The organism is Burkholderia sp. Ac-20365 (genome assembly GCF_017104715.1).
GTDB lineage: Bacteria > Pseudomonadota > Gammaproteobacteria > Burkholderiales > Burkholderiaceae > Paraburkholderia.
Map to the genome: position 1 here is coordinate 35,185 of NZ_JAAGPI010000010.1, position 11,767 is coordinate 46,951.

Here is an 11,767-nt window from a genome sequence, read left to right on the forward strand (position 1 = left end):
CCCACTAATAGAGCCGCCATGCCGCGCCTTCGACATTACTGGGTCGTCGCGCACCGCTGGTTCGCACTGTCGGTGGGCTGGGTGCTCGCGCTGATGGGCATCACGGGCGCGCTGCTGCTGATCGCTGCGCCGCTCGACGAGCATCTGCATCCTGAGCTGTTTCGCGTCGCCGTGCCTTCGCAGAGCGACACGACCGTTTCGCTCGAACGCGTGCGGCAACATCTCGCGAGCGAGTTCGGGCCGCGCGCCGCGCTGTCGTTTCATCCGCCGCGCACTGCGCAGCAAAGTCTCGAAGTGACCGTGCGCGGCAAATGGCAAGGCGCTGTCTACATCGATCCGTACACAGGCCGCGAACTCGGTCGGCGCGCGCAAACGGAAGGCTTCTTCAATCTGCTCTTCAAGCTGCATAGCTCGCTGCTGCTCGATCAAACGGGCAAGCCGCTGCTCGCGTGTGTCGCGCTGTGCTATCTGCTGATGCTGATATCCGGCCTCGTATTGTGGTGGCCGCGCGCGGGCATCAAGACATGGCGCATCGAATTGCGGCGCGGACGCACGCGGGCGCTGTATGACCTGCATCGTGTGGGCGGCGCATCTCTGGGACTCGTCATTGCGTTGTCCGTTGCGACCGGCGCATATATGGCATGGCGGCCGCTCGGTGGCTGGGTCACTACCTTGAGCGGCGCTCATCCGATGCGTGCACCGTCTTTGCCTGCACACGCTTCTCACGCACAGCGAATGCTGCCCGTCGACACGCTCATCGCCCGTGCACACGAGCAGTTTCCCGACGGCCAGATCAACATCGTGCAGTTGCCCCCGAAAGCCGACACGCCGTTGCGCGTGCGCATGCGTCTTCCCGACGACCCGCACCCGAACGGCCTGACTTCGGTCTGGCTCGATCCTTACTCAGGCAAGGTCCTCGCGGCCCAACGCTGGGATCAGCTCGATCCAGGCGCGCGTGCTGTGTCGGTGATTTATCCATTGCATACGGGCGAACTGGGCGGACTGCCGCTGATGATCGTGCTGGGAATCGGCGGCCTCGCGCTGTTCGGGCTATCGGTGACGGGCATCTGGCAATGGTGGCGGCGGCGCAAGGCACGCCATCACGCACGCCGCGTATCTGGCGCGGCACAGCGGCCATAGCGTCGAAACTGCTTTGATTCTGACCATTGATTGGTTCGCTCGCGCGATCGGCTTCGCTACATTGAACGCTTCGATCACGATCCACCGCGAGGACGATCCATGGTACGCATCCGACGCTTCACACGCCTCACACAGGGCTTCCTGAAAACGACAGGGGCCGCGCTTGCCCTTTGCTACTTCGGCACGTCCACGCAACCGGAAGCGCTCGCCCTGTTGATCCGCGATCGATGAGCCGCGCCCTTGCGCTCAGATGCGATAACGATAGCGCTCGATATTATTTGCGCGGCCACGGGCGCCTCTCTACGATCTCGGCATCTTCAACCGATGACTTCTGAATCATGAAAACAACCAGGACACTCAAGGCCGCACTGTTCTCCGTTCTGCTGACCTGCGGCATCGTGAGCGCGCAAACTGCGCTGGCCGCCGACCAGACGGTGCGCGTCGGCATCATGTCCGGCGAAGACGAGGACGTGTGGCGCGCGGTCGCCGCCAACGCCGCGAAGCACGGCATCAAGGTCAAGATCACGACCTTCTCCGACTACACGCAGCCCAACGAAGCGCTCGCGCAGCACGATCTCGACGCCAATTCGTTCCAGCACAAGCCGTATCTCGACGCGCAGATCGCCGCGCGCCACTATGACATCGTGCCTGTCGGCTTCACCTATGTGCAGCCGATCGGCCTCTACTCGCGCAAGGTGAAGTCGGTCGCCGCGCTGCCGCAGAACGCGACCATCGGCGTGCCGAACGATCCGAGCAACGAAGGCCGCGCGCTGCTGCTGTTGCAGGCCAACGGGCTCATCAAGCTGCGCGCCGATGTCGGCCTGCTGCCGACGGCACGTGACATCGCGGAGAACCCGAAGCACATCCAGATCAAGGAACTCGATGCGGGCATCGTAGGCCGCGCGATCAGCGATGTGGACGCAGCTGTCGTCAATACCGACTGGGCGATCAAGGCAGGCATCCAGATTCCGCAAGAACGTATCGCGCAGGAGAAAGTGCCGGGCAATCCGTATCGCAACTTCATCGCGGTCAATGCGAAGGATGCGAAGGCGCCGTGGGTGAAGACGCTCGTCGACAGCTATCAGCAGGCCAATGTCGCATCGTCGATCCTGACCGTCTATCACGGCGCGACGCTGCCCGCATGGGACGGCGCTCCGCAGCACTAACCTCGCGCACATCCGACATGTCCACGATCAACCGACGTTCGTTCCTTCAACGCTCGCTAAGCGCCGCCGCTGCGGCGGCACTCTCGACAGCCGCGATACCCGCAGCGTTCGCGCAAGGCGCACCGCGCACGCTGCGCATCGGCAACCAGAAGGGTTATCTGAATCTGCTCAAGGGCCGCGGCACGCTCGAAAAGCGGCTCGCGCCGCTCAACGTCTCCGTGACGTGGACGGAGTTCTCCGCAGGCCCCGTGCAACTGGAAGCGTTGAACGTCGGTTCGATCGATCTCGGCGATGTCGGCGAAGCGCCGCCGATCTTTGCGCAGGCGGCGGGCGCGCCGCTCGCGTATGTCGCGGCGACGGTGGCGCGGCCGCAATCCGAAGCCGTGCTGGTGCCGCCGAATTCGTCCATCCGCACGGTTGCGGACCTGAAGGGCAAACGCATTGCGCTCAACAAAGGCAGCAACGTTCACTACTTTCTGGTGAAACTGCTGCGCAAGCATGGCTTGCAGTACAGCGACGTGAACCTCGCGTTCCTCGCGCCCGCCGATGCGCGAGCGGCGTTCGAGCGCGCATCTATCGACGCGTGGGTTATCTGGGATCCGTTCTTCGCGGCCGCGGAGAAAACGCTTGGCGCGCGCGTGATTGCCGATGCGAGTGGCGTAGTGGGCAACCGCGCGTACTATTTTTCGTCGCAGACGTATGCCGCGAAGAATGCCGACGTGATCCGCATCGTGATCGACGAACTCGAAAAAGTCGATCAGTGGGGGCAGCAGAACAAGGATCAACTGGCGAGCGAACTCGCGCAGTTGTGGGGCCTGCCGAAGCCCGTCGTCGATACCGTCGTGGCGCGCCAGCAGTACGGCACCGTGCCGATCACGCGCGCGATTATTGCTGAGCAGCAGCAGATTGCGGATACCTTCCTCGATCTCGGCCTGCTTCCGAAACATGTCGACGTGCTGAAAGCCGCGCCCCCGAACCTCGCCTGATCTCGCCTGATTCCTCACGCCGCGCCGCGCAAGCGGACCCGTTTCCCGCATTGCCGTTACAATCCAGCACTTCGATCGTAACAGGCAAACTGCGAGGCACACTGCGCAATGAAATCCCTTCTTGCATCGACACTCGCGGCGGCATTCGCTGTCGCGAGCGCGGCTGCGATGGCCGCCGACTCCGGCTCGAACGGCAGCCTGAGCTGCGCGATCGGCTATGTGACGGGCGTTGGCGGCGCAGCCGACAGCATGCGCGAATACCTCGCAACACCCGACCGCGACCGTTACCGCTACATTGCCGATCACCCCATCCAATGCCAGGTGAACGACGAAGGCCGCGCGACGGGCTGCGTCGGCGTCGAGAACCTTCGCAAAGAAAAGGTCAGCGTGTATGACGACATCGACAGCACGACGATGTCGGTGGTCGCGCGCATCGAACTCGAACACGGCCAGACGTATCCGATCATCATCGTCGTGCAGAAGAAGGACGTGCGTTGCGACGACTGAGGTCGCCGCCTGCACGCATTCCCGCCTTCCCGCCCTCTGACAACCGCTGCTACTGCGTTGCGCCCGTCAACGCTTGTGTGAACTCGACCGCCATCCGGTCGAGCAGTCCCGACACCGGCGCGTAGCTCGTATGGACCAGATGCAACTGGCCATCGAACGTCCCTGCGCCGATCACCTGCTCGCCGATCACACCGACCGACACCGACGGCCCCCACACCGCGTCGAGTGCGATCGGGCCGAAGCGCTTCGGCAGATTGACGACGCCCAGATTCGTCACCACCGCATCGTTCGCGAAGGCCTGCGCGAACACGGCTTTCGCGTCGGCCGCTCCGTCCACCGTATCGAGCAGCGCGTGCGCCGTCAGCACGCGCTCCGCCAGCACAGCCGGCGATTCGATATCCGCGAATGCCTGGCCGGCGTGACGCGCGCGGCTCCACAGGCTCGCATCGCGCGGACTGTCGTCGGGGTGAACGACGCCGCTCGCGCACATCGCCAGATGATCGCTGCCGTCGAGCAACCGGCGCCGCAAATCGACGGGCGATAGCACGCGCGGCTCCTGCTGCGCGTTCGTGTTCAGAAAGCACATGGCTCGTGTGAACGCCGCGATCAGCGCCGATTGAACCGAGGTCTGTTCGGCTCTGGCACGCTCGCGCAGCGCGCGCGTCATCGCCGGCGACAGACGCAACGCCTCGACATGCGGCGCGGAACCGTCCGGACGGCGCATCTCGAGCGGCGCGCGCATCGGTGCATCGGACGGCACGGGCGGCGACGAAGGGACTGATGGCGCGCCATGCTTCAGTTCGATCAGACGCTCGAGCGCGCGCGTCTCAGCGCGGCGCTCCAGCGCTTCGCCGGCCACCGCGCGCAGCAGATCGCCGAGCAGCGCCGTCAGCGACACGCCATCGCCAACCGAATGATGCGCGACGAGCACGACGATTGCACGTTCGTCGCCATGCAGCAACGTAGCACGCAGCAGCGGTGGCTGCAGTTCGTCGAACGGTTGCGCGAGTTGCGCGGCGACTTCCCGGGTCCAGCTCGACGAACCGTACCGCACCACTTTCAATGGAACCGAACCATGTGGGACGGGCGCAAACGCGAGCGCGCCACTGCCGTCACGCTCGACGCGCGACCACACGAGCGGCGAGTGATGTGCGACCAGATCGAGCGCATTCTGCCACTGCTCGACATGCGTGACGCCGGACACCTCGGCAGCCATGGCGAAATGATTCGGATGGCTCTGATTCAGCAGATAAAAGAACTTTTCCATTGCGCCCAGCGAGCGCGCAGCACGGATCATGACGGGTTCGGCAAGCAGATTCATAACGTCCTTCCATGTTTGATTGGCGGTTGCATACAGAAGAACACCCGACCCATTCCGCTTATTCCGTCATTGCGCAACGACACATCCGGCAGCTCGGCTCATCTACACCTCGAACGCACCCTATTTCGCCTGCATGACGAAGCCGTGTCGCGAAGAGCGAAGTCACGTTCTGGATGAATGACTCGAACGACCGACCTGCATTTCGCAGGAATAGGCAGGCCAGGTGAGTTGTTCTGAAGAGAGTTCCGATCGCAAAGGAACCAAGGAAATCGCCGAGAAGATTTCATTTTTATTTGTTAGCGATCCTGTTGACCCGTATTCCAACGAATGAGGAAGCTGATGATGAAAGCCTGTAAGCCTTTGTTTGCCATTACGTTCGCCGGCGTTCTGGCAGCCGGCCTCGCCGCCTGCGGCGGCAGCAACGATTCACCGCCCGCCCCGCCGCCCGCCAGCCCGTTCGTATCGACGGCGCTGGTATCGGACGGCAGCACGCCCGCCGCGCACACCGACCCCAACCTGCAGAATGGCTGGGGTGTCGCGTTCAATCCCAAGGGCACCTTCTGGGTGTCGGACAACACCACACACAAGTCGACGCTTTACGACGGCAACGGCGTCGTGCAATCGCTCGTTGTGACGATTCCCGATGGCGCCAACGGTCCCGCTGGCCCGACGGGCATCATCTTCAATGCAACGACGGATTTCGTTATCAGCAGCGGCGGCGCGAGCAGCAGCGCGGTGTTCGTGTGGGCCACCGATGCGGGCACGATTGCCGCGTGGTCACCCAAAGTTCTGCCGACGCAGGCCGTCACGGCGTTCGACGACAGTACGGGCCGCGCCAACTACAAGGGGCTGACGGCAGCCAATGTGAACGGCCAGAACCTGCTGTATGCCGCCGATTTCCACAACGGCAAGATCGACGTATTCAATGCCTCGTTCCAGAAGGTGCAGCTCGACGGGCAGTTCAAAGACCCGACGTTGCCGGCCGGGTTTGCGCCGTTCGGCATTCAGGTGATCGGCAACAACATCTTCGTGACGTACGCGAAGCAGAACGCGACGGCGAGCGCACAGGTGGTCGGAGCGGGGTTCGGCGTGCTCGATGAGTTCGATCTCAGCGGTCACTTCGTCAAGCAGTTCGTTGGAGCGGGTGGTGTGCTGAATGCGCCGTGGGGTATTGCGCAGGCGCCTGCGAACTTTGGCCCGTTGAGCAATGATTTGCTGGTTGGGAATTTTGGTGATGGCACGGTCGAGGCTTTCGATGCTGCCAGCGGCAAGGATCTCGGCAAGCTCATGTTGCATAGTGGGCAGGTGTTTGCCCAGCCAGGGCTGTGGGGGATCAGCTTCGGTAATGATGTCGATAATCAGCCGAAGAATACGCTGTTTTATGCGGCGGGGCCGAGTAAGAGTACTGGGGTGTTTGGGCGGATTGACGCAGCGGCTAATTGATATGTCCCGGCATGTGTTTGCCCCTTGGCGGGGCGGCACTTGCTTTGGCTTGTCTTGCGATGCTGGTTTGGTTTGCTTGGCTTTTTGCCGGCATCCGCGTTTTGTATTGCCTGCTTCACGCGTCGCCCCTGTGCGGGGCGGCACTTGCTTTGGCTTGTCTTGCGATGCTGGTTTGGTTTTGCTTGGCTTTTTGCCGGCATCCGCGTTTTGTATTGCCTGCTTCACGCGTCGCCCCTGTGCGGGGCGGCACCTACTTTTCTTTGCCGCGGCAAAGAAAAGTAGGCAAAAGAAAGCCGCTGAACACCGCCATTGCTTGTAGTTGCCCACGGGCCCCCAACGCCCCCGTCCTGTTCGCGGCGTCGCTCTTCTCAACGCCCGCTGCCAACGCTTCGAATTGGCTCATCACCCGCTCCATACTCCCGCGTCACAGCATGCCCGATCGCATCGCCCACGTTCTATGGCGGCAAACTGTGTGTAGGCCGTCTCGCCGTATGCGCTTCACTCCGGACTGAAAAACACGATCGGTGTCGTAGGAACGCTGACGTGTGAAGCACTTCGACCTACACACAGTTTGCCACCTGGACGGCCGTAACCATTCGCTGCCGCGGGCTACGCTACGGGTGATTGAAGTGGGTGAGGCGCCTGTTCAAGGCGCTGGCAACGGGCAGTGAATGGCAGAACGCCGTTTGAAGTGGATGAACTGTTGGGGGCCCTCAGGCGGAGGTCAAGAACGGGCGGTGTTAGCCCGCTTTCTTTGCTTACTTTCTTTGCGGCGGCAAAGAAAGTAAGTGCCGCCCCGCACAGGGGCAACGCATGAACCAGGCAAAACAAACCGCGGATGCCAGCGAAAACAAAAAACCAAACCACACCCAGCGTCGCAGACAACCCGCAAAAAAAAAGCCGCCCAGATCGAGCGGCCACCTACATCAAAAAAAGAACTTAATCGTCGAGCAACGACAAATCCCTAACGGCACCCTTGTCCGCCGACATAACAAGCTTTGCATAAGCCTTCAGCGCAGCTGACACCTTCCGCGGACGCGGTTTGGCAGGCTTCCAGCCCTTGGCATTCTGCTCCTCACGACGCCGCGCGAGTTCCTCATCGGACAGCAGCACATTGATCGTGCGATTCGGAATGTCGATACGAATCTTGTCGCCATCGCGCACGAGACCAATCGCGCCGCCCGCCGCGGCCTCAGGCGAACAATGCCCGATCGACAGTCCCGACGTACCGCCCGAGAAACGGCCATCCGTCAGCAGCGCGCACGCCTTGCCAAGACCCTTCGACTTGATATAGCTCGTCGGGTACAGCATTTCCTGCATGCCGGGACCACCCTTGGGCCCTTCATAGCGCACGATCACGATATCGCCCGCCTTGACCTTATCGTTCAGGATGTTCTCGACAGCTTCGTCCTGCGACTCCGTCACGTGTGCCGAGCCTTCGAACACCAGAATGCTTTCGTCGACGCCCGCCGTCTTCACCACGCAACCGTCCAGCGCGATATTGCCCGTCAGCACCGCAAGACCGCCTTCCTTCGAGAACGCATGCTCGTACGAACGGATGCAGCCCTCCGCGCGATCCGAATCCAGGCTCGGCCAGCGCGTGTTCTGGCTGAACGCAACCTGCGTCGGAATGCCGGCCGGACCTGCCATGTAGAACGTCTTCACGGCTTCGTCGTCGGTGAGCGCGATGTCCCATTGCTTGAGCGCATCCTTCAGCGACGGTGCATGCACCGTCGGCACATCCGTGTGCAGGTTGCCCGCGCGATCCAGCTCGCCGAGGATCGCCATGATGCCGCCCGCGCGATGCACGTCTTCGATGTGGTACTTGTTCGTGTTCGGCGCGACCTTGCACAGCTGCGGCACGATGCGCGACAGACGGTCGATGTCCGTCATCGTGAAGTCGATTTCCGCCTCACGCGCGATAGCCAGCAAGTGCAGGATGGTGTTGGTCGAGCCGCCCATCGCGATGTCGAGCGTCATCGCGTTTTCGAATGCCTTGAAGCCGACGGAACGCGGCAGCACGCGCGCGTCTTCCTGCTCGTAGTACTGGCGCGCCAGTTCGACGATACGGCTGCCCGCGCGCTTGAACAGTTGCTCGCGGTCCGCGTGCGTCGCGACCACCGTGCCGTTGCCCGGCAGCGAGAGGCCCAGCGCTTCCGTCAGGCAGTTCATCGAGTTGGCCGTGAACATGCCCGAGCACGAACCGCAGGTCGGGCATGCCGAGCGTTCCACTTCGGCGACGTCGGCGTCCGAGTACGATTGATCAGCGGCGATCACCATCGCGTCGACGAGGTCGAGCTTCTTGAACTCGATCGTGCCCGTCTTCGGATTCGCGAGGCGCGTCTTGCCCGCTTCCATCGGGCCGCCCGACACGAAGATCACGGGGATGTTCAGGCGCATCGCGGCCATCAGCATGCCCGGGGTGATCTTGTCGCAGTTCGAGATGCACACCATCGCATCGGCGCAGTGCGCGTTGACCATGTATTCGACGGAATCCGCGATGATGTCGCGGCTCGGCAGCGAATAGAGCATGCCGTCGTGGCCCATCGCAATGCCGTCGTCGACGGCGATGGTGTTGAATTCTTTCGCGACGCCGCCCGCCGCTTCGATTTCACGCGCGACGAGTTGGCCGAGGTCTTTCAGGTGCACGTGTCCGGGAACGAACTGTGTGAACGAATTGACCACCGCAATGATCGGCTTCGAGAAATCTTCGTCTTTCATGCCGGTGGCGCGCCACAGCGAGCGCGCACCTGCCATGTTGCGGCCGGCGGTGGAGGTTTTGGAACGGTATGCGGGCATCGTGGTTGTGGGTGAAAAATCGCAGAGAGAAAGCGGGCCGCGGGAATATTGGCCCTTCTTGCGCCCGTGCGAACAACCTCGTGAGTCGCGCCCTGGGCAAACGGCGATTATCCCACAGCGCCTTTGCGCGCGTGGGAATCCCAATACCTGGAAGGCCGCACCCGCTGTTACGGCGCGTAGCGCGTGAAAACGTAGTCCCGGTCCTTCACCCGCGCTGCGTGGCACGCAAAACAGGTCTGGTGCTGCGCGAGATCCGCCGGCTGGCCGTTGATAAAGCGCCCGAAGCCCCAGCCGCCCGTCGATGCATAGCGCTTCGAGTCCTTCACCATCACCTGCACCGTGGTCGCCTGGCCCGGCACCGTCGCCGGTTCGAAATCGGGCGACTGCTTGCGCTTGTACGCGAGCTTGACCAGGATCGTGCCGTCCGGATACGGCTGCGTCGAGCTTTCGATTGCCTTGATCGCAGCGGGATTGCCCAGCACGACACGCAGCTCGTCAAGCGGCGCGGCCTCTTCCGCCGGGGCGATCATCTGCCACTTGCGGTAGCCGTCGGGAATCGTCACGCCGTAGATCGGCGAGGCAGGTTTGGCCGATGTGGCGGATTCCGCAATCGCCTGATCCGCCGATACGGCGCCGAGCAGCAGCGCCGTGCTGAGGACGACATACGCGGTTCTGATGGGTCGCATCGGATGGCTCCTCAGTCGTCGGATCAGAAGCGCGCGACGTCGATGATCGCGTCGGCGAAGGCCTTCGGCGCCTCTTGCGGCAGGTTGTGCCCCACGCCGCCGCCGATGTTCCGGTGCGCGTACTTGCCCGTGAACTTCTTCGCGTACGCAGACGGATCCGGATGTGGCGCGCCGTTCGAGTCGCCTTCCATCGTGATGGTCGGCACCGAAATGGTCGGTGCGGCGGCGAGACGCTTCTCGATGTCGTCGTACTTCGCTTCGCCGCGCGACAGGCCCAGACGCCAGCGGTAGTTGTCGATCACGATCGCAACGTGATCCGGGTTCGCGAACGATTCCGCCGTGCGGTCGAAGGTCGCGTCGTCGAAATTCCACTTCGGCGAAGCCAGTTGCCAGATCAGCTTGTTGAAGTCGTGGCGGTTTGCGTCGTAACCGGCGTAGCCGCGCTCGGTCGCAAAGTAGAACTGATACCACCACGCAAACTCCGCCTTCGGCGGCAGCGGCGCGCGGTTGGCCTGCTGGCTGCCGATCAGATAACCGCTCACCGACACCAGCGCCTTCACACGTTCAGGCCACAGCGCGGAGATGATGTCCACCGTGCGCGCACCCCAGTCGAAGCCGCCAAGAATCGCCTTGTCGATCTTCAGCGCATCCATCAGCGCGATGATGTCGACGGCGATCACCGCCTGCTGGCCGTTGCGCGGCGTATCCGCCGACAGGAAGCGCGTGCTGCCGTAGCCGCGCAGGTACGGCATGATCACGCGGTAGCCCGCAGCCGCAAGCAGCGGCGCGACTTCGGCAAAGCTGTAGATGTCATACGGCCAGCCGTGCAGCAGGATGACCGCCGGGCCATTCTGCGGGCCGGCTTCCGCGTAGCCGATGTTCAGCGTACCGGCATTGATCTGCCTGATCGTATCGAACGAGGCGACGTGGCCGCCCGTTTTCGTCGATGCGGTCTGCGCGTTGGCGAGGCTGCTCAGGCCCAGTTCCAGCAGGCCGATGCCCGCAACGGTCGTCCCGAGCAGACGACGGCGCCGAGTATTGATCTGATCCGACATGTTTTATTTCCTCAGGTACGGTTGCTTGAAAGACATCTGCACGCGCTGTTCGAACGCGCAGCCAGTTGATGAGGTTATTAAACATGCCGGACGTATCTGCGGTGTGTCCGCAATGTCCGCCAATGAGTCGGTATGTATCAGGCGGCCGTGCAGATACATTGCGATACAAACGTGCCGTGCGGATTGAAAACGCACGCGTCCGCATTACTTCTTCGCTTCCTCCGGATCGTAGGTGACGTAAAGCTTCGTGTAGCCCGCAGTGTCGAATTGCCCCGTCCATCCTTTCGGAAGCGTGACGGCTTCCCCCGTATTCACGACCATCACCGAACCATCGGATGAAGTCAGCTTCACGCCGCCCGACAGAAAGTACAGAAACTCGTTATACGGCAGACCTTGCGGTCCTTTTATCTCTTCATGCAATGGGCCCGACTGATAGACGCCCGTTTGATAAGCGTTATCGGTCGACGTGTAGGTCACGACGTCAGTGCTCCGATGACCGTCTTCGTTCTTCTTGACGGCATCCTTGCGATTGAATATCGCACCCGCGGCATCGGCTTTCGATACCTTGACGGGTTTGATTGTCTCCGCATGTACCCCTGCCGATACGATTGCGCCGCCCACTACCACTGCTGCGAAAAGTGCCTTGTACATCGATGTTTTTCCC

The 11,767-nt window shown here is 62.3% G+C and carries 12 protein-coding genes; 6 read left to right on the forward strand and 6 right to left on the reverse strand.

Annotation, left to right across the window (positions count from 1 at the left end; translation table 11 throughout):
* The first annotated feature begins 18 nt into the window (after positions 1 to 18).
* The 5 genes from G3O01_RS19125 to G3O01_RS19140 all read left to right on the forward strand — a co-directional run bounded on the left by G3O01_RS19125 (position 19) and on the right by G3O01_RS19140 (position 3,799).
* Positions 19 to 1,140: a PepSY-associated TM helix domain-containing protein gene (locus tag G3O01_RS19125; RefSeq protein WP_205806696.1), complete on the forward strand. Its 1,122-nt coding sequence runs from the start codon at positions 19 to 21 to the stop codon at positions 1,138 to 1,140.
* A gap of 99 nt (positions 1,141 to 1,239) precedes the next feature.
* A complete protein-coding gene (locus G3O01_RS45575) occupies positions 1,240 to 1,371 on the forward strand; it encodes a hypothetical protein (protein ID WP_277403044.1) in 132 nt (43 codons plus the stop codon).
* A gap of 107 nt (positions 1,372 to 1,478) precedes the next feature.
* Positions 1,479 to 2,306: a MetQ/NlpA family lipoprotein gene (locus tag G3O01_RS19130; RefSeq protein ID WP_205806697.1), complete on the forward strand. Its 828-nt coding sequence runs from the start codon at positions 1,479 to 1,481 to the stop codon at positions 2,304 to 2,306.
* A gap of 17 nt (positions 2,307 to 2,323) precedes the next feature.
* Entirely contained in the window at positions 2,324 to 3,292 is a 969-nt protein-coding gene (locus G3O01_RS19135) for a sulfonate ABC transporter substrate-binding protein (RefSeq protein ID WP_205806698.1), read from the forward strand.
* 108 nt (positions 3,293 to 3,400) lie between these two features.
* Positions 3,401 to 3,799 (forward strand): hypothetical protein, encoded by a 399-nt coding sequence (locus G3O01_RS19140; RefSeq protein ID WP_205806699.1) that lies wholly within the window; start codon positions 3,401 to 3,403, stop codon positions 3,797 to 3,799.
* Positions 3,800 to 3,848: 49 nt separating this feature from the next.
* On the opposite strand, the gene G3O01_RS19145 is transcribed toward G3O01_RS19140, so the two are convergent.
* Positions 3,849 to 5,120: a condensation protein gene (locus G3O01_RS19145; RefSeq protein ID WP_205806700.1), complete on the reverse strand. Its 1,272-nt coding sequence runs from the start codon at positions 5,118 to 5,120 to the stop codon at positions 3,849 to 3,851.
* A gap of 342 nt (positions 5,121 to 5,462) precedes the next feature.
* Between G3O01_RS19145 and G3O01_RS19150 the strand changes: the two genes are divergently transcribed.
* On the forward strand, positions 5,463 to 6,563 hold the full coding sequence (locus tag G3O01_RS19150; protein ID WP_205806892.1) for a TIGR03118 family protein: 1,101 nt from the start codon (positions 5,463 to 5,465) through the stop codon (positions 6,561 to 6,563).
* A gap of 250 nt (positions 6,564 to 6,813) precedes the next feature.
* Here G3O01_RS19150 and G3O01_RS19155 read toward each other — a convergent pair whose 3' ends face one another.
* The 5 genes from G3O01_RS19155 to G3O01_RS19175 all read right to left on the reverse strand — a co-directional run bounded on the left by G3O01_RS19155 (position 6,814) and on the right by G3O01_RS19175 (position 11,754).
* Complete coding sequence (locus G3O01_RS19155; protein ID WP_205806701.1) at positions 6,814 to 6,966, reverse strand: hypothetical protein; 153 nt, start codon at positions 6,964 to 6,966, stop codon at positions 6,814 to 6,816.
* Between the two features lie 536 nt (positions 6,967 to 7,502).
* Complete coding sequence (ilvD, locus tag G3O01_RS19160; RefSeq protein WP_205806702.1) at positions 7,503 to 9,362, reverse strand: dihydroxy-acid dehydratase; 1,860 nt, start codon at positions 9,360 to 9,362, stop codon at positions 7,503 to 7,505.
* 167 nt (positions 9,363 to 9,529) lie between these two features.
* Positions 9,530 to 10,048 carry a cytochrome P460 family protein gene (locus G3O01_RS19165; RefSeq protein WP_205806703.1) on the reverse strand — a complete coding sequence of 173 codons (519 nt, stop codon included), beginning with the start codon at positions 10,046 to 10,048 and terminating at the stop codon, positions 9,530 to 9,532.
* A gap of 23 nt (positions 10,049 to 10,071) precedes the next feature.
* Positions 10,072 to 11,103, reverse strand: coding sequence for an alpha/beta hydrolase (locus tag G3O01_RS19170; RefSeq protein WP_205806704.1), 1,032 nt, complete (start codon positions 11,101 to 11,103; stop codon positions 10,072 to 10,074).
* Positions 11,104 to 11,307: 204 nt separating this feature from the next.
* Positions 11,308 to 11,754 (reverse strand): cupin domain-containing protein, encoded by a 447-nt coding sequence (locus G3O01_RS19175; protein ID WP_205806705.1) that lies wholly within the window; start codon positions 11,752 to 11,754, stop codon positions 11,308 to 11,310.
* Between the last annotated feature and the right edge of the window lie 13 nt (positions 11,755 to 11,767).

What these genes read in the sequence shown, in the direction of transcription:
- G3O01_RS19125 (WP_205806696.1), top strand. Translation starts at nt 19, where the DNA reads ATGCCGCGCCTTCGACATTACTGGGTCGTCGCGCACCGCTGGTTCGCA.
- G3O01_RS45575 (WP_277403044.1), top strand. Translation starts at nt 1,240, where the DNA reads ATGGTACGCATCCGACGCTTCACACGCCTCACACAGGGCTTCCTGAAA.
- G3O01_RS19130 (WP_205806697.1), top strand. Translation starts at nt 1,479, where the DNA reads ATGAAAACAACCAGGACACTCAAGGCCGCACTGTTCTCCGTTCTGCTG.
- G3O01_RS19135 (WP_205806698.1), top strand. Translation starts at nt 2,324, where the DNA reads ATGTCCACGATCAACCGACGTTCGTTCCTTCAACGCTCGCTAAGCGCC.
- G3O01_RS19140 (WP_205806699.1), top strand. Translation starts at nt 3,401, where the DNA reads ATGAAATCCCTTCTTGCATCGACACTCGCGGCGGCATTCGCTGTCGCG.
- G3O01_RS19145 (WP_205806700.1), bottom strand. Translation starts at nt 5,120, where the DNA reads ATGAATCTGCTTGCCGAACCCGTCATGATCCGTGCTGCGCGCTCGCTG.
- G3O01_RS19150 (WP_205806892.1), top strand. Translation starts at nt 5,463, where the DNA reads ATGAAAGCCTGTAAGCCTTTGTTTGCCATTACGTTCGCCGGCGTTCTG.
- G3O01_RS19155 (WP_205806701.1), bottom strand. Translation starts at nt 6,966, where the DNA reads ATGAGCCAATTCGAAGCGTTGGCAGCGGGCGTTGAGAAGAGCGACGCC.
- ilvD (WP_205806702.1), bottom strand. Translation starts at nt 9,362, where the DNA reads ATGCCCGCATACCGTTCCAAAACCTCCACCGCCGGCCGCAACATGGCA.
- G3O01_RS19165 (WP_205806703.1), bottom strand. Translation starts at nt 10,048, where the DNA reads ATGCGACCCATCAGAACCGCGTATGTCGTCCTCAGCACGGCGCTGCTG.
- G3O01_RS19170 (WP_205806704.1), bottom strand. Translation starts at nt 11,103, where the DNA reads ATGTCGGATCAGATCAATACTCGGCGCCGTCGTCTGCTCGGGACGACC.
- G3O01_RS19175 (WP_205806705.1), bottom strand. Translation starts at nt 11,754, where the DNA reads ATGTACAAGGCACTTTTCGCAGCAGTGGTAGTGGGCGGCGCAATCGTA.